Below are 16,487 nucleotides of genomic sequence, written 5' to 3'. Positions count from 1 at the left end.
GGGTTGTTCTCGCGTTTGGCGCTGGATTTCGAGACCGGAGGCGGCCTGGCTCGCTGCGACCGCGGTTAGGATGATCCTGTGCTGAACCCGATATCGGCAAGTGCCTTCAGCAGATCCTCTGCAAGGAATGCTGTCGAGAGAGCAACCTGCTGTGGATCGCCGAGGCCTGATTCTGCGCGGCCTGCCATGAGCAGACCCGGCGCGTTCGGACCTTCTGGAAAGTGCAACTTCAAGGACTGCAATGCTTCGATGGTTATTTCGCGGCTGACGCCGTCTTCCAGGAGCTGGGCGAATCGATCGCGCAGTTCCGTAGTGTCGATACTCCGTAGCGTTAGTCCGCAGTCGGCGGAAGGTTTTAATTTCCTGAACATGCCCACATAGTTCGGAGCTAGTTGCCGCAAGGAAACGACAGCACCTGGCATCGGGAATCTCCTGAGTACTTCAACACGGAATGCGCACGGCGAACCTCTGGACGCAGTGCGATTCCTGTACCTATATATAGGGATGCGCGCACGCAAAAGGAGGCCGGGCAGCTGTCCACATTGAACAGCTGCCCGGCCTCGGTGGCTGGCTTGGACTAGCTGGCCGAGGTGGCCAGCGTCAAACCGCGCAGGCGGTCCATTTGCGGATCGTACAGCGGATCATCAACCACGGTGGCGGCGATTGGCTTGCCGAAGTACTCGATTTCCACCGAATCGCCGGTCTCTACCGAGACAGGCAGCCATGCGTAGGCGATCGGCTTGCGCACCGTGTAGCCGTAGGCGGCACTGGTAACGTAGCCGGCGGCCTTGCCGGCCACGTAGACCGGCTCCTTGCCCATGACCACCGAAACACCGTCATCAACGGTCAAGCAGCGCAGGCGCTTGGTCGCTGCCGCGGCGCGTTCGGCCAGGGCCGACTTGCCCACGAAGTCCACGGTCTTGGCGGCCTTGACCGCGAAGCCCAGGCCGGCCTGTTCCGGCTCGTGCTCGCTGGTCATATCGGTGCCGAAGGAGCGGAATCCCTTCTCCAGTCGCATGGAGTTGAAGGCCTCGCGGCCACCGGCGATGATGCCCTGCTCCTGGCCGGCCTCGAAGAGCACGTCCCAGACCTTGGCGCTGACATCCGCCGATGCGTAGAGCTCCCAGCCGAATTCGCCCACATAGGACAGGCGCATGGCGGTGACCGGGATGCCGGCGATGGAGATCTGCTTGGTGCGGAAGTACTTCAGGCCCTCGTTGCTCATGTCATCGTCGGTGACCTTGGCCATCACTTCTGGAGCCAGCGGGCCCCACAAGCCGATGCAGGAGGTGCCGGCGGTGATGTCGCGGACGGCGGCCCACTTGCCCGGGTTGGCGGCGTTGAACTTCTTGGCCTCGCGGTTCAGGTAGGCGACATCGACATTCGAGTTGATGCCGGCCTGGTAGACCTCGTCGGAGAGCCGGGCCACGGTGATATCGCTGGTGATGCCGCCGGCGGCATCGAGCAGCAGGGTGTAGCTGACCATGCCCGGGGCGCGCAGCATGTTCGCGGTGGTCAAGCCCTGGAGCATTTCGCCGGCTCCCGGTCCGGTGACCTCGACGCGCTTGAGCGGGGTCATGTCGAACATGGCCACCGCGGTGCGGGTCTTCCAAGCTTCCACTGCCGCGATCGGCGAGTGGAACTTGTTCGACCAGCTATCGCGTTCCGGTGCGGCCCATTCTTCGGGCAGCGACTCGAGCAGCGCGGCGTTGGCTTCGTACCAGTGCGGGCGTTCCCAGCCGGTGCCTTCGAGGAAGAAAGCGCCGAGTTCTTGCTGGCGGGAGTAGAACGGGGAGGTGCGCACGGCGCGCGGCTTGGTGCGTGGCTCCAGCGGGTGGCGGACGTCGTAGATTTCCACGAAGTTCTGCTGCGAGGTTTCGCTGACGTACTCCTTGGTGGTCTGCACGTCCTCGAAGCGGTTCAGGTCGCAGTCGGACAGATCGGTTTTGGAAGTGCCGGTGAGGATCAGTTCGGCCACGGCCTTGGCAATGCCCGGCGCGTGGGTGACCCAGACGGCCTCCGCGGCGTAGAAGCCGTCGACGTCCTTGGACTGGCCGACCAGCGAGCCGCCGTCCGGGGTGAAGGAGAAGATGCCGTTGAAGCCGCGCTGGATCTGGGTGTTACGCAGATCCGGGAGCAGTTCCTGGGTGGCTTCCCATTCGGCGGCGAAGTCCTCCGGAGTGAATTCCAGCGAGGATGGCATGCGCTCGTGGGTGATCTCTTCCGGGCGGTAGGTCTTGAGGGTGTCCAGATCGACCGGCATCGGGCGGTGCGCGTAGGAGCCGATGCCGATGCGGTCACCCCATTCGCGGTAGTAGAGGTCGCGGTCCTGGTAGCGCAGAATCGGGCGGCTGGCGCCGTTGGGCAGCTCGTTCACACCGGCGAGTGTTGGAGCCGGGGTGGTCCAGACGAACTGGTGGCCCAGTGGCAGCAGCGGGATGGAAGTGCCGACCATTTCGCCGATCTTCGGGCCCCAGAAGCCGGCGCAGGAAACCACGATATCGGCTTCGAAGCGCTCTTCGCCGCAGATCACCGCGGTGACCTTGCCACCGGATTGCTCGATGTCGGTGACGATGGTGCGGTCGCGGAATTCCACGCCCGCGGCCTTGGCGCGTTCCATGACCAGCGCGGTGCCCTTGGCGGCCAAGGCCAGGCCGTCGCCCGGGGTGTACAGGCCGCCTAGGACCTTGCCTTCGGCGAGCATCGGGAACTTCTTGAGGCACGCCTCGGCATCGATGACCTCGGCCTCGACCCCGTAGGAGCGGTTCCAGCCGGCACGACGGTGCAGGTCGGCCAGGCGGTCCTCGGTGGTGGCGATTTCCAGTCCGCCCACCGGCAGGAAGGAGCTGGTGCCGTCGGCACCGATCAGGGAGCTGAGCTTCTTGATGGTGTACTGGGCGAACTCCGTCATCGACTTGGAGGAGTTGGAGGAGTACACCAGGCCCGGAGCATGCGAGGTGGAGCCGCCGGGAATGTTCAGTGGCCCTTGCTCGATGACCAGGGTATTGGTGTGGCCCAGCAGGGCCAGTTCGTCGGCCAGGTTGGCGCCGACGATGCCGGCGCCGATGATGATGACCCGAGGGGAAGCGGGGGACATGGTGACTCCTTTTAATACTGGGTGGCTATGGGGGGCGACGGCTAGGCGTCGATGACCAGATCTGATTGGGCGGTGGAACAGCAGGGCAGGAATTTCCCGGCCGTGATTTCACGGGCGCGGATGCCGCCCTGGTGGTTCATATTCACTTCGCCGGAAAGCTTGACGACCTTGCACGAGCCGCACATTCCTTCCTGGCAGTTGGCGGCGATGCGCACTCCGGCCTGTTTGGCCGCGCCCAGGATCTTTTCGTCGGGGTTGATCTTGACGTTGAGCCCGGTGCGCACAAAGCTCATGGTGATGCTGCCTTCACCCACGGTTTGGTAACCGGAGGTATCCGGCGGCAGGTGCTCGCCGGCCGGTTCGGGTGGCGGGATCGGAGCATCGGCGGGTACCGCGATCAGCTCCTGGCCCACGGCCTCGATGGTGCCGGTTTCGTCGTACTCCGGTTCGTACATGCCCAATTCCGGCGGCTGGCTCTCGTAGAACTCCTCCACCGACTCGGCCACTTCCTCGGCGATGGACTCGGCGAGCACGATTTCCTGCTGGTATTCCAGCAGGGTCTTGCGGTCGCCCGAGAAGAACTCCATGAATACCGAGGTATCATCCACGCCGACCTGGCGCAGCAGCTCGGTGGCGGAGTTCAGGTAGCCTTCCGGCCCGCAGGCGAAGACCTTGCGGCCGTTGGCATCCGGGGCGACGTCGTCGATCATCTGCGCCGAGAGCCGGCCGGTGTAGCCCTTCCAGCTCTTGGGCTTTTCGCGGTCGCCCAGCGAGTAGTAGACCTTGATCCGGGTATCGACCTTGGAGATGTATTCCAGTTCCTGCCAGAAGGGGAAGTCCCCGGGCACGGTGCCGTGGCAGAGCACGATCACATCGGCCTGGCCCGGCAGCGAGTGGATGGTGCGCACCATGGACATGATCGGGGTGACTCCGGCGCCGGCGGCCAAGAACAGGTAGCGGGCACGGCGATCCGAGTCGCCCAAGTGGAAGGCGCCGACCGGTCCGAGCATATCCAGCACCATGCCCGGGCGCAGGTTCTCATGAGCCCAGTTGGATACCAGGCCCTTGGGGTCGCGCTTGATGCTGACGTTGAAGGTCCACGGCACGGTCGGAGCCGAGGAGATCGAGTAGCTGCGGTCCACCGTCTCTTCGCCCTCGCCGTAGACCGGGAAGGCGATGTTCAGGTACTGCCCGGCGCGGAAGGCCAGGGGCGCTCCGTCGAGGCGGCGGAAGACGAAGGTCATCAGCCCGCCGGCTTCCTCGATGTTCTGCACGCACTCGGCCAAGAATTCCTGCGGGTGCCATGGACCCAGAGCCTTGGCGGCGTTCGCCGGCTGCTCGGTGCTGCGCAGCACCCGGTTCCATGGCATTTCCAGCCCGCGGATGCGCTGCGCGGTGGAGGTGCCTACGACGGTTGTGCCTTTGTTCATGCCAGGTGCTCCAGCACGCGCTGGGTGTACCAGTTGATGAAGGCCTCGACCTGGTATTCGCTCTTCATGTACGGGCCCTGCTGGTAGGCGGGGCTGCCAGCGCCGGTTTGGCACAGCTCGACAAAGGCCTTGTCCTGCAGGTTGGTCTGCTTCCAGGTGTAGGTCAGCTTTTCCAGATCGTAGTCCTGGCCTTCCACCGCGTCATCGGCCACCAACCAGGTGGTGCGCACCAGGGTCTGGTGTTCGTTGATCGGGTAGGCGGCGAAGGTGATCACATGGTCGGACTGGAAGTGGAACCAGGAGTTGGGCTGCAGGTGCATGGAGCAGCGGCCCAGGCGGAAGTCGCGCAGATCGCCGAGCAGCTTCTTGGACAGGCGCCGTCCGTCGGCGGAGAAGGATTCGCCGTCGCCGTCCAGGGATTCGCGGGAGATGCGGATGCCGGCGATGCGGGTGTCCAGCTCCTCGACGACCTCGTAGGGCAGTGAGTAGCGGCGGCAGCGTTCTTCCAGTGCCGACTGCGCGTTCTTGTTGCGCTCCCAGACCTCTTCGAGGTGCGGCGGGACCAGCTCGTCGGTCAGGCCCCAGGTGGGGAACAGCGAGCAGGCCAGTTCCGGATGGCCGTCGCAGTGGTAGCACTCGCGGTTGTTCTCCATCACGAGCTTCCAGTTGCCTTCTTCGATGATGTCCTGCTGGTAGGCGACCTTGGCGCTGCCAAGGTCATGCGGGGCCAGGTATGGCTCGAAGATCTTCGAGACCTCGTCGAAGTCGGTGGGTGGCTCGGCGGCGATGGAGACGAAGATCAGCCCGGCGACAATGCGGCCGTGGGCGCGCTTGAGGGCGAAGCAGTTCTTGTCGAAGTCGATTTCGCCTGGCGATGAGGCGTGGATCAAATCGCCTTCGGGCGAGTAGGTCCAGGAGTGGTAGCCGCAGACCAGGTTGCCGGTGCTGCCCGAATTTTCGGTCAGCACCCGGGCGCCGCGGTGGCGGCAGACGTTGTGCAGGACGTTGACTCCGCCGTCGTCGTTGCGCAGGACGATCAGCGAGTGCGGCCCGTAGTCCAAGGTGACGTAGTCGCCTGGCTCTGGAACTTCGGCCACGCTGGCGGCGAAGAGCCAGTGGGTGCCGAAGATGGCTTCCATCTCCACCTTGAAGATGGATGGGTCGGTGTAGAACGGTGCTTCCAGGGAGTAGCCCTTGCGCCGGTTCTGGAAAAGTTCGGTAATCTCGGCGAGCTGTTGGTCCTGAACTGTCGAAGAGAGTTTGCCGCGTGTGCTCCGCGCGGCACTTACCGAAGCAGTCATCTGTTACTCCTAGAAACACAGCGCCGAGGCGCTTTTTGAGATGTGGTTAGGCGGTGAACTGGATCACCAGGGTGATCAACCGCATGCATCGAGACTAGGAAGAATTAGTGTCCATGAAAAGCGCAAGATTTTGGATGTAATCATGCAGAATAATTGCATGATCGATTCACGCATCAGCACCCTCAGGGTCTTCTCTTCCACCGGCAATGTAGCGCGAACCGCGGAACTGACCGGCTATTCACCTTCGGCGGTCTCGGCACAGCTGCGCGAACTGCAACGCACCCTCGGTATCGAGCTGCTGGTCAAGGACGGACGCGGGGTGCGGCTGACCGCCACCGGCCGGCATTTTGTGGCGGGGCTGGACTCGATTGTGACGCAGTGGGAGTTGCTGATGGCCTCCTCCCGCACTGCCTCCGGGCAGCTGCAGTCGAGCTTCGGCCTGGGCGGTTTTTCCACCGCCGCGGCCGAGCTGCTCGCCCCGCTGGCCGCGAAGCTGCGCACCAGCCGGCCGGAGATGAAAGTGCGCCTGGTCGAGGCCCAGCCCCAGCGCTGCCTGGACCTGCTGCTCTCCGAGCGCATCGACCTGGCGGTGATCGTGGCCAGCCAGTCGCAGACCGGCACCCTGATGCAGGCCCGCTTCGAGCAGACGGTGCTGCTTGATGATCCGCTGGATGTGGTGCTGCCGGCCGACCATCGCCTGGCGATGAACAAGTCGGTGTCCCTGGAGCAGCTGGCCGAGGACCCGTGGATCACCGAATCCGAGCAGTCGGTGTACCGCGCGCTGTTTGTCGCCGCCTTCACCTCGCTGGGCGTGACCCCGCATATCGCCCATGAGGCGGTGGAGTGGGAAACCATGATCGCCTTCATCGGCGCCGGGCTCGGGGTCGGGCTGCTGCCGCGGCTGGCCACCTTGGGCAATGTGGACAATGTGGTGCGCCGCCGCATCACCGGCGTGGCCAAGCCTTCACGCCGCATTGTCGCGGTGACCCGCAAGGGCTCGCTGGGTTCTCCGATGATCGAGGAATCCTTGAAAATCTTGCAGGACACCGCCAAGGGGATTATTTCCCAGCGCTCCGCCGAAGAACTGGACTGATAGACCCGGCAGGACTCACGACATCTTCGGTTGATTACCCGCCCGGGCTATTGACATGGCTCACACTCATGGGGAGACTTTCCTACATCCGATTAGTATCCAACTGATATTTCATGCGAAAGGTCTGGCATGGGCAACTTAGCAGTGAGTTATGCAGGAGCGGGCAAGGTCGAACTGATCGACACCCCGTACCCGGAGTTCGAATTGAAAGACGGCCCGGGCGTCCACCCGGCCAACATCGGACGCCAAGTCCACCACGGCGTGATCCTCAAGACCATCGCCACCAACATCTGCGGCTCCGACCAGCACATGGTCCGTGGCCGCACCACCGCACCCGAGGGCCTGGTCCTCGGCCACGAAATCACCGGCGAAGTCGTGGAAGTCGGCCGTGACGTCGAATTCCTCAAGGTCGGCGACGTGGTCTCGGTGCCCTTCAACATCTCCTGCGGCCGCTGCCGCAACTGCAAGACCGGCCAGACCGGCATCTGTCTGAACGTGAACCCGGACCGTCCGGGCTCCGCCTACGGCTACGTTGACATGGGCGGCTGGGTTGGCGGCCAGGCCGAATACGTCCTGGTTCCCTACGCCGACTGGAATGCGCTGAAATTCCCGGACCGCGACCAGGCCATGGAGAAGATCCTCGACCTGACCATGCTCTCTGACATCTTCCCGACCGGCTACCACGGAGTCATCGGCGCCGGGGTGACCGTGGGTTCCACCGTTTATGTGGCAGGTGCCGGACCGGTGGGCCTGGCCGCGGCCACCTCGGCCCAGCTGCTCGGCGCGGCCACCGTGATCGTCGGTGACCTCAACGCCGACCGCCTGGCCCAGGCGCGCAGCTTCGGCTGCGAAACCGTGGATGTCTCGCAGGGCGACCCGGCCGAGCAGATCGCCCAGATCCTGGGCGTGCCGGAAGTGGACTGCGGCATCGACGCGGTGGGCTTCGAGGCCCGCGGGCACGGGCACGACGCCGGCAAGGAGCAGCCGGCCACGGTGCTCAATTCGCTGATGGAAATCACCCGCGCCGGCGGCAGCCTGGGCATCCCGGGGCTGTATGTCACCGGGGATCCGGGCGCCACCGACGAAGCGGCCAAGGTCGGTTCGCTGTCCATGCGCTTCGGCCTGGGCTTCGCCAAGTCCCACACCTTCGTCACGGGCCAGTGCCCGGTCATGAAGTACCATCGCGGGCTGATGCAGGCGATCCTTTCGGACAAGGTGTCGATTGCCAAGAACGTCAACGCCACGGCCATCGCCCTGGCAGACGCGCCAGCAGGCTACGCGGCCTTCGATGAAGGCGCCGCGCAGAAATTCGTGCTCGACCCGCATGGGCTGATCAGCGCCTGATCCCCAGATGATCCGCTGCCCTCCGTGCTGGCCAGGAACTGCTCCTAGCCGGCACGGCGGACTTCCGGCCGGCCAATTGGCCCGGCCAACTCGCCGGCCCCGGCCACCGCATTCGATCAACCCCGGGGACCCCGGCTGATTCGGCGTGCCCGCATTCTGCTGCAGGCCAGCCGCTTATTTCCCTTATTGAAGGAAAGCAAAATGAAACGCACTGAGCAACCCGTGAACGATCTGGTCAGCGAGCTGCACTCGGCCCGCCGGCGCCGGCCCAGGAGATATCTGTCCTCCGGCACGGACTACTGGGTTTTCGGCATCGCCGGAATCCTCGCCCTGGCCTTCATCGCCTGGGGCTTCGCCTCGCCTGCCGGTTTGGGAACCGCGGCAGGCAAAGCCCTGGACTGGGTCATTACGAATACCGGCTGGGTCTTCGTGATCGCCGCGACCGTCTTCACCCTCTTCGTGCTGGTGGTCGCGGCCAAAAGCTTCGGGCGCATTCCGCTGGGCAAGGACGGGGAAAAGCCGCAGTTCAGCACGGTTTCCTGGATCTCCATGATGTTTGCCACCGGCATGGGCATCGGGCTGGTCTTCTACGGGGTGGGCGAACCGCTGTTCTTCTACATGTCCCCGCCGCCGGAAACCGTCGGCGGGCAGACCTCGGCCGCGGTAGGCACCGCCATGGGCACCACGATGTTCCACTGGACGCTGTTCCCCTGGGCGATGTACGCGATTGTCGGCCTGGGCATGGCCTACGGCAGCTTCCGGCTGGGCCGCCCGCAGCTGTTCTCCTCGATGTTCACCTCGATCTTCGGCGAAAAAGTAGTCCACGGCTGGGGCGGGAAGACGATCAACATCCTGGCCATCCTGGCCACGCTCTTCGGCTCGGCCTGCTCGCTGGGGCTCGGCGCGCTGCAAATCGGCGGCGGCATCCAGTCCGCCGGCATCCTGCCGTCCGTGGGCTCAGGGATCCTGGTGCTGATCATCGCGATCCTGACCGCGTTGTTTGTCGCTTCGGCCGTCTCCGGCATTGAGCGCGGCATCCAGTGGCTTTCCAATATCAACATGGTGCTGGCCGTCATTCTCGCCCTGATCGTCTTCATCGGCGGGCCGACGCTGTTCATCCTGAACGTGATCCCCAACGCCGTGGGCTCCTTCATCGCGGACCTGCCGGAAATGGCATCGCGCACCGCGTCCTCAGGCGATGGCGAAATGGCCACCTGGCTCTCGTCGTGGACCATCTTCTACTGGGCCTGGTGGGTTTCCTGGACCCCGTTCGTGGGCCTGTTCATCGCGCGGATCTCGCGCGGGCGCAGCATCCGCCAGTTCGTTACCGGCGTGCTGCTGGTTCCCTCCACGGTCACGCTGATCTGGTTCGCCATCTTCGGCGGCGGCGCCATCGGCCTGCAGGAACGAGCCGAGCGCAACGGGGACATGGGCCAGGCGCTGGCCAGGATGGTGGACGGGGCACCGGATATCGACTTCAACTCGGTGCTCTTCGAGCTGCTGGGCGCACTGCCGTTCCCCGAGTGGTTCTCCCTCGCGTTGATGGGGCTGGCCGTAGTGCTGATTGCCATCTTCTTCGTCACCGGAGCGGACTCCGCCTCGATCGTGATGGGAGCGCTCAGCGAGCGCGGCGCCGAGGAACCCTCGAAGAAGTCGGTGGTGTTCTGGGGCGTTTCGGTGGGCGCGGTGGCGGCCGTGATGCTGCTGGCCGGCGGGGACCATCCGGCGGAGGCGCTGAACGGCCTGAAGAACATCACCATCGTCTCGGCCCTGCCCTTCGTGCTGGTGATGCTGCTGCTGTGCGTGGCGCTGTGGAAAGACCTGAGCCGTGACCCCCTGGTGCTGCGTGGCAAGGTGGCCATGGAGGTGCTCGAGCAGGCAGTGGACGACGGGATCGACCGCCATGAGGGCGAGCAGTTCAGCCTGATGACCAGGGAGAACTCGATTGTCGCAGCCTCGGCGCCGGAAGCCGAAGCAGAAGAGCCGGAAGCACCTGCGGATGAGCCGGCGGACGATGGGCAACAGGCCGAGGTGCGCGAAGCCCGCCAGCGCCCCGATGCGGATCTGGAACCCGAGGGTGCCGGACGCTAGCGTGCCGGCCGCGTCCCGGAGCGTCGGCTACGGGGCGCGGCGCAGGGCCTGCTCGAAGTGGGCCACGTGCTCCGAGACCAGCCGCGAGGCCAGCTCCGCGTCGCCGTCGAGGATGGCGCGCAACAGGGCTGAATGCTCGGAAATGTGCTCGGCGATGGGCGGCATCTGGTCGATGACCAGGCACCAGATCCGGGTCACCAGGTTATCCAGGCGCACCAGGGTTTCCTCCAGGTGCTTGTTGGCCGCGGCCTTGTAGATGAGCCGGTGGATGTGCACATCGAGCAGCAGCAGCGAACGCTGGTCCAGCGTAGGGTCCAAGGCATCGATCTGCTGCAGGTAGCCGGCCAGCTCCTCGCGGATCAGCGGGTCCTTGTTGGCCGCCGCATTGCGTGCGGCCAGCGGCTCGAGCACCTGGCGCATCTCGGAGATGTAGTTCAGCTCGTGGAAATCCACGGCCGTGGCGAAGGTGCCGCGACGCGCATAGGACACGACCAGGTGGTCGGTTTCCAAGCGCTTGAGTGCTTCGCGCATCGGGGTGCGCCCGACGCCGAGCTCCTCAGCCAGCTGCGGCTCGTGGATCGGATGGGTCGGCGCGATTTCCAGCAGCACCAGCCGGTCGCGAAGTGCGTTGTAGGCGCGATCGGCCATCGAGCCTTGCTCCGTGGCGGTGCTGGTCAATCCTGTGGGCCTTGGCATATCGCTCTCTTCATTGCTCAAAAATCATTTGCCGACACACAAAGAGTATCGCCCCGGCTCCGAATTGGGCGCTTTTCCCGCGCAAATGCGCCTAATACGCTGTGCCCCGCCGGTCGGCAACAGAACTGAAAACCTGTTTGGAACCCTGCAGAAATACGGCAGGAAAAGTCATTGACGCTGTGCTGGGGCACACATAGTATTGTGATCAGCAACTGATATATCAGAGACTGTCCGAGGGATGCCGGGCATGCCAGCATCCACTTTGAAGGACAGTGCAAGGCGCGGATACCTGGCAGGAAAACCCCTGGCCTGGCGGCCCGGATTCCGCGGGGCAACGCGGGCAAGCGGGCGCATTGCGCGACCGTATTCCTATCATCTGAAAACCACACGAGCCATGGCGAAGCTATAGCCATCTCGGCGAAACCAAGGAGCGGCATGATGACCGAACCGAACAACAAATACGTCCTGACCCTCACCTGCGCCGAGCGCCCGGGCATCGTGCATGCGGTCACCGGTCTGCTGCTCAAGCACCACGGCGATATCCGGGAGCTGAAGCAGCATGATGACCAGCGTTCGGGAACGCTGTTCATGCGCATCGAGTTCGAAGTCGCCGAGTCGAAGGAAATTGCCGCGGAGGTCGCGGAGCTCGAAGCGAGCCTCGGCCAGCTTGCCGAAGAGCACGAGGCTACCTGGGGGCTGCGCCCGACGGGCCAGAAGAAGCGCGTGGTGGTGATGGTCTCCAAGTTCGGCCACTGCCTTCACGACTTGCTGTTCCGCGCCCGGATGGGGGAGCTGCCGGTGGAGATCGCGGCAGTTGTCTCCAACCACCCCGATCACCGCCAGCAGGTCGAGTGGAACGGGATCCCGTTCTTCCATATTCCGGTCACCGCGCAGACGAAGCCCGAGGCCGAGTCCAAGCTGATGGACCTGGTGGAGCGCTTCGAGGTGGATCTGGTGGTCCTCGCCCGCTACATGCAGGTGCTCTCCAATGACCTCAGCCGCAAGCTCACCGGCCGGGCCATCAACATCCACCACTCATTCCTGCCCTCCTTCAAGGGCGCCAAGCCCTACCACCAGGCGTTCGAGCGCGGCGTGAAGACCGTGGGTGCCACCGCGCACTACGTGAATTCGGAGCTGGACGAGGGGCCGATCATCACCCAGCGGGTCCAGGAAGTGGACCACAGCTTCGAGCCCGAGCATCTGGTGGCCGCCGGCCGCGATACCGAGTGCAAGGCGCTGTCCGACGCGGTGCGCTGGCACTGCGAAGACCGTGTCTTCCTCAGCGGCTCGCGCACCGTCGTGCTGCGCTAGTTGCAGCAGTTCCAGACAGCCAGCCATGTTGCCATCGGTACGTGGCTGGCTTTCTGCGTCCCGGAGTTCCCGCGGACCCTTGCGGTGAAGTTTGATTCGTTTCCACAATGCCGGTGCCGAGGCAGTCGTGGGGATTCGTGGAAATCTTGGCGTTACAGCGGACGGTAGAGCAGCGCGCCGACCACGGCGATGACCAGAATGACCAGCGTGGACAGCAAGGCCAGCACCAGCGAGCGGCCACCTGACTTCACGATCGACTTCAGGTGCACGCCCAGGCCCAGGGCGAACATCGCGGCGGCCAGCAGCACGGTCTGCCCGGTCGAGGCCAGCTGCAGCAGCGTTTCGGGCAGGATGCCGGTGGTGCGGACCAGCATGGCTACCAGGAACATGGCCACGAATAGCGGGATGATTGGCGGGCGCTTGCCGCCGGCGATGTTGTGCTTGCGGCTCATGTACAGCGACAGGCCTGCCATGATCGGGGCGAGCATGACCACGCGTGCCAGCTTGACGGTCACGGCCACGCCCAGCGCGGTGGCGCCCACGGTGCCTCCGGCGGCGACCACCTGGGCCACCTCGTGGGTGGAAGTGCCGATCAGCACGCCGATATTGGTTTCGCCCAGGCCCAGCAGCGCGCCCAGCGCCGGGGTCAGCGGGATCATCAGGGTACCGAAGAGCACCACCAGGCCGATGGCTGTCGCTACCTGGTCCTGCTTGGCGCGGGTTGCGCCCTCAGCGCCGGCCACGGCGGCCGCGCCGCAAATGGAGAACCCGGCGGCGATCAGCAGGCGCTGGGGGAGCTCAATGCCCATGCACCCGCCAATCCACACAGTGGCCAGGAAGGTCACGCCAACGCAGAGCACTACGATGGCTAGCACGCCCGGGCCCAGGGCCAGGATGGCGCCGAGCGAGAGCTGGAATCCCAGCAGCACGATGCCTGCGCGCAGCAGCTTCTTCGCGGAGAAGGCCACCCCTTGCTCGAAGACCGCGGGCACCGGCACCAGGTTGCGCCATAGTGCGCCGAGCAGGATCGCGATCAGCAGCGCGCTCATCCCGGGGATGAGCTTCGCAGCGGCCAGTGCCGCGCTGCCCATGGCCAGGCACAGGATGATGCCGGGCATGAATCCGCCCACGCGCGTCGCCAAAGACGGCTTGGTTTCGGCAGAAGCCGGCATTTGGGTTCGCGGTGAATCTTCAAGGGGCATGCTAATGACTCTTCCATGACTGGTCGTCGAGCAGTGAGTCCCGTCTGGCTATCACGGTCATATCACAATCATATGGCCCGAGGCTTGTCGTATGGGCATCCGGGCTTAGTGCACCGAGTCCCGTCGAATCGTTGCTGCGTAGTCGTCCAGAATGCGCAGGATGTGATCATGCTGCCAGACGCGCTTTTTGCGCAATCCTGACTTCTCCTTCGCCGCGGGCGCCAGTGGTGCTTTGCTGAGCAGCGGACAGGAATCTCAATGCGGTCGTCGCTGTCGTTGTGCTTCATCGCTTCGTGCATCCTAGGTGATAGTTAACGATTCGCCTTACTATCACTTAGTCTTCTGCGGATGCAGGTACTGGTACTTCGCGGGCGAAATTGGGCCAATGCGCTGGAGTGCCGAAGTGGAGTTGATGCAATAGACGAAGAGGGCTCCTAGAGCAAAGTCTGAGCGGAGGGATTGACGTTGATGAGGCCGTGCAGGCGGTCGCCGTCGTGGCACTAGAAAACAGCCGCGGCGCGGATTGCTAGCGGCGGATCGAGCCCTGTGCACTGGACCGCGACCCGGTCCGCCACCTCGATACGGTGTTCGGGCTGGCCGAGAAGTACCAGGTGGATATCGACGTGCACCTGCATGAACCCGGCGCGCTCGCCGTGTTCTCCACGGAGCTGATTGCCGAGCGCACCCGGGCACTGGGGATGCAGGGAAGGGTCAACCTGTCCCATGCCTACGAGCTGGGCGGTGTCAGCGAGGCCACCAGCCGCCGGCTGATCGAGACCTTCGCCGAGCTGGATATCTCGCTGACCTCGGTGGCGCCAAGCACCTCCAGCCATTTGCCGCTGGTGGACCTGGTTGCGGCAGGGGTGCGTTTCGGTCTGGGCGAGGACGGGCAACGTGATTACTGGAGCCCCTACGGGAACTGCGACCTGCTGGAGCGGACCTGGCAGCTGGCGTTCGTCAATGGGTTCCGCAAGGACGAGCTGATCGAGCACGCGCTCGCCGTGGCCACCATGGGCGGCGCTTCGATCATGGACCGTGAGGTGCCGCGCTTGGCTTCGGTGGCCGACCGCCCGGGACTGGCTGCGGGAGACCGGGCCGAGTTGGTGCTGGTGGACGGCGAAACGATTTCCTCCACCGTGATGGACCGCGGCACCGACCGCACCGTCATCCACGACGGTCGCGTGGTGGCCGACGGGTTGAAGGTGCTGTCGGTCAGCGAAGTCTACTAGTGCATTTTCTGGCCCGTTCCTGTGGACGATGTTGGCCCTCAGCATAAAAGATTGACGTATCAACTAAATTGTTGTCTGATTGAAGGACAAGGCCGCATACGCGACCAGAATTCAACTAGTGGACGGAGAGTGCCATGCAGAGGTTTGAAGGAAAGTCCGTTATCGTCACCGGAGCCGGCTCCGGATTGGGCCGCGCGGCTGCACAGCAGCTCGCCGCCGAAGGAGCCAAGCTGACCCTGGTTGACCTGAGCGAAAAGGGCTTGCAGGAAACCGAGGCCGAGATCCGCGCGGGATTGCCGCAAGCTGAATTCCAGCTTGTCATCGCAAACGTCGCAAATGAAGATGAAGTCATCGCCTACGTCAATGCAGCCAAGGACGCGTATGGACGGATCGACGGATTCTTCAACAACGCTGGAATCGAGGGAAAGCAGAACCTGACCGAAGAATTCGGCGCAGAAGAATTCAACAAGGTCGTCTCCATCAATCTCAACGGCGTCTTCTTCGGCATGCAGCACGTGCTGAAGGTGATGCGCGAACAGGGTTCCGGCGCCATCGTCAACACTGCTTCCGTTGGCGGCATCCGCGGCGTGGGCAACCAGTCCGGATACGCAGCGTCCAAGCATGGCGTCGTGGGCCTGACCCGCAACTCGGCCATCGAGTACGGCCAGTACGGAGTGCAAATCAATGCGATCGCACCAGGTGCCATCATGACTCCCATGGTTGAAGGATCGCTCAAGCAGATTGATCCGGAGAACTGGGAAGCTGTGGGCCAGGCCTTTGTCGAGCCCAACCCGATGAAGCGCTTCGGCAAGCCTGAAGAAGTTGCCAAGCTGGTAGCGTTCTTGCTTTCCGGGGATTCAGGCTTCATCAACGCTGCGGTGATCCCGATTGACGGCGGACAATCCTACAAGTACTAGTCATCAAACGGTTCCGGATGAATCCGAATTGCAGAACAACCGACCGGTAATTCTGTCTAGATAAGACGGCGGCCGCGGCGGTGGTCCTAACGGACTGCTCGCCGCGGCCATTTTATTTGCCAATCCGGCTAGCTAGCGGCCGAGGTGCCCAAGCATGACCTGTAGATGCTGGTGCGCTTCGTCGCGCGAGGTGCCGTTGTCGACCATCTGTCCGGCAGCGTGGATCACCGAAGTGACCAGTTCGGCAATGGCTTCAGGGTCATCCACGCCCAGTTTTTCCAATGATTCAGTCAAAGGCAGGCGCGCTGAGGCGTGCATTTGCTCGGCTTGCTCATCCAGCGGTTCTTCGGGCGCCAGGGAGGCGAGCGCGGTGCCTACTGCATGCCCACCCTCGGCCACCTGGTCGATGCAGGCGATGGCGTATGCCAAGACCGCTTCCCGAGGGCTGGATGCACTGTCCACCGCTTCACGTACGCGGGCGATCCAGCGCGGATATACTTCCCGTGCGGCGGCCTGCAAAAGCTCCTGCGGCGACTTGAAGTACTGGTAAATGGCAGTCCGGGACATGCCTGCTTGACGCGCAACCTGGGCCAGCGTGGGGGCTTGCGCTGTTTCATGCAGCAAATCGAAAGTCGCGTCCATGATGGATTGCATCTGCTGCCGGCGATGCTCTGCCACCGTAGGGGCGTTAATGCGAGGCACGTTCCACCTGTCTTCTGTTCCTGCCGGCTCCGGCCACTGGATCTAGAGCATACGGCGGCGGAATCGCGAGGCCC

12 protein-coding genes and 1 pseudogene are annotated in these 16,487 nt (G+C 63.9%); 6 read left to right on the top strand and 7 right to left on the bottom strand.

The window, feature by feature from the left end; genetic code table 11:
* Positions 1-65: 65 nt before the first annotated feature.
* From EKH49_RS02440 to EKH49_RS02425, 4 genes are all read right to left on the bottom strand, one after another.
* A complete protein-coding gene (locus tag EKH49_RS02440) occupies positions 66-422 on the bottom strand; it encodes a hypothetical protein (RefSeq protein WP_128469540.1) in 357 nt (118 codons plus the stop codon).
* A gap of 155 nt (positions 423-577) precedes the next feature.
* Entirely contained in the window at positions 578-3,097 is a 2,520-nt protein-coding gene (locus EKH49_RS02435) for a GcvT family protein (protein ID WP_128469539.1), read from the bottom strand.
* A 41-nt stretch (positions 3,098-3,138) separates the two neighbouring features.
* A complete protein-coding gene (locus EKH49_RS02430) occupies positions 3,139-4,527 on the bottom strand; it encodes a flavin reductase family protein (protein ID WP_128469538.1) in 1,389 nt (462 codons plus the stop codon).
* Complete coding sequence (locus tag EKH49_RS02425; RefSeq protein ID WP_022875796.1) at positions 4,524-5,828, bottom strand: aromatic ring-hydroxylating oxygenase subunit alpha; 1,305 nt, start codon at positions 5,826-5,828, stop codon at positions 4,524-4,526. The genes EKH49_RS02430 and EKH49_RS02425 overlap by 4 nt, the downstream gene beginning before the upstream one ends.
* A 157-nt stretch (positions 5,829-5,985) precedes the next feature.
* Here EKH49_RS02425 and EKH49_RS02420 point away from each other — a divergent pair, with 157 nt between their 5' ends.
* The 3 genes from EKH49_RS02420 (at position 5,986) to EKH49_RS02410 (ending at position 10,356) form a co-directional block, all read left to right on the top strand.
* Entirely contained in the window at positions 5,986-6,921 is a 936-nt protein-coding gene (locus tag EKH49_RS02420; protein WP_128469537.1) for a LysR family transcriptional regulator, read from the top strand.
* Positions 6,922-7,050: 129 nt separating this feature from the next.
* Entirely contained in the window at positions 7,051-8,265 is a 1,215-nt protein-coding gene (gene fdhA / locus EKH49_RS02415) for a formaldehyde dehydrogenase, glutathione-independent (RefSeq protein ID WP_128469536.1), read from the top strand.
* A 201-nt stretch (positions 8,266-8,466) separates the two neighbouring features.
* Complete coding sequence (locus tag EKH49_RS02410; protein ID WP_128469535.1) at positions 8,467-10,356, top strand: BCCT family transporter; 1,890 nt, start codon at positions 8,467-8,469, stop codon at positions 10,354-10,356.
* A gap of 27 nt (positions 10,357-10,383) precedes the next feature.
* Here EKH49_RS02410 and EKH49_RS02405 read toward each other — a convergent pair whose 3' ends face one another.
* Complete coding sequence (locus EKH49_RS02405) at positions 10,384-11,052, bottom strand: GntR family transcriptional regulator (RefSeq protein WP_128469534.1); 669 nt, start codon at positions 11,050-11,052, stop codon at positions 10,384-10,386.
* A 438-nt stretch (positions 11,053-11,490) separates the two neighbouring features.
* On the opposite strand from EKH49_RS02405, the gene purU reads away from it, so the two are divergent.
* Positions 11,491-12,363, top strand: a complete 873-nt coding sequence (gene purU / locus EKH49_RS02400; protein ID WP_128469596.1) for a formyltetrahydrofolate deformylase — start codon at positions 11,491-11,493, stop codon at positions 12,361-12,363.
* Positions 12,364-12,515: 152 nt separating this feature from the next.
* Here the strand turns inward: purU and EKH49_RS02395 are convergent, their stop codons facing one another.
* Entirely contained in the window at positions 12,516-13,565 is a 1,050-nt protein-coding gene (locus EKH49_RS02395; protein WP_128469533.1) for a YeiH family protein, read from the bottom strand.
* Between the two features lie 536 nt (positions 13,566-14,101).
* Between EKH49_RS02395 and EKH49_RS02390 the strand changes: the two are divergent.
* Together EKH49_RS02390 and EKH49_RS02385 are read left to right on the top strand one after the other, a co-directional pair.
* Positions 14,102-14,794: pseudogene (locus tag EKH49_RS02390) on the top strand (amidohydrolase family protein); the annotation flags it as partial.
* Positions 14,795-14,928: 134 nt separating this feature from the next.
* Positions 14,929-15,711, top strand: coding sequence for a glucose 1-dehydrogenase (locus tag EKH49_RS02385; RefSeq protein ID WP_128469532.1), 783 nt, complete (start codon positions 14,929-14,931; stop codon positions 15,709-15,711).
* Positions 15,712-15,843: 132 nt separating this feature from the next.
* Here EKH49_RS02385 and EKH49_RS02380 read toward each other — a convergent pair whose 3' ends face one another.
* Positions 15,844-16,413, bottom strand: a complete 570-nt coding sequence (locus EKH49_RS02380; RefSeq protein ID WP_128469531.1) for a TetR/AcrR family transcriptional regulator — start codon at positions 16,411-16,413, stop codon at positions 15,844-15,846.
* Positions 16,414-16,487 lie beyond the last annotated feature (74 nt).

The organism is Glutamicibacter sp. HZAU, assembly GCF_004100365.1.
Taxonomy (GTDB): domain Bacteria; phylum Actinomycetota; class Actinomycetes; order Actinomycetales; family Micrococcaceae; genus Glutamicibacter; species Glutamicibacter nicotianae.
This window is presented reverse-complemented; position numbering and strand designations above follow the sequence as displayed.

What these genes read in the sequence shown, in the direction of transcription:
- fdhA (WP_128469536.1), top strand. Translation starts at nt 7,051, where the DNA reads ATGGGCAACTTAGCAGTGAGTTATGCAGGAGCGGGCAAGGTCGAACTG.
- EKH49_RS02385 (WP_128469532.1), top strand. Translation starts at nt 14,929, where the DNA reads ATGCAGAGGTTTGAAGGAAAGTCCGTTATCGTCACCGGAGCCGGCTCC.
- EKH49_RS02430 (WP_128469538.1), bottom strand. Translation starts at nt 4,527, where the DNA reads ATGAACAAAGGCACAACCGTCGTAGGCACCTCCACCGCGCAGCGCATC.
- EKH49_RS02410 (WP_128469535.1), top strand. Translation starts at nt 8,467, where the DNA reads ATGAAACGCACTGAGCAACCCGTGAACGATCTGGTCAGCGAGCTGCAC.
- EKH49_RS02435 (WP_128469539.1), bottom strand. Translation starts at nt 3,097, where the DNA reads ATGTCCCCCGCTTCCCCTCGGGTCATCATCATCGGCGCCGGCATCGTC.
- EKH49_RS02395 (WP_128469533.1), bottom strand. Translation starts at nt 13,565, where the DNA reads ATGCCCCTTGAAGATTCACCGCGAACCCAAATGCCGGCTTCTGCCGAA.
- purU (WP_128469596.1), top strand. Translation starts at nt 11,491, where the DNA reads ATGACCGAACCGAACAACAAATACGTCCTGACCCTCACCTGCGCCGAG.
- EKH49_RS02440 (WP_128469540.1), bottom strand. Translation starts at nt 422, where the DNA reads ATGCCAGGTGCTGTCGTTTCCTTGCGGCAACTAGCTCCGAACTATGTG.
- EKH49_RS02425 (WP_022875796.1), bottom strand. Translation starts at nt 5,828, where the DNA reads ATGACTGCTTCGGTAAGTGCCGCGCGGAGCACACGCGGCAAACTCTCT.
- EKH49_RS02405 (WP_128469534.1), bottom strand. Translation starts at nt 11,052, where the DNA reads ATGCCAAGGCCCACAGGATTGACCAGCACCGCCACGGAGCAAGGCTCG.
- EKH49_RS02420 (WP_128469537.1), top strand. Translation starts at nt 5,986, where the DNA reads ATGATCGATTCACGCATCAGCACCCTCAGGGTCTTCTCTTCCACCGGC.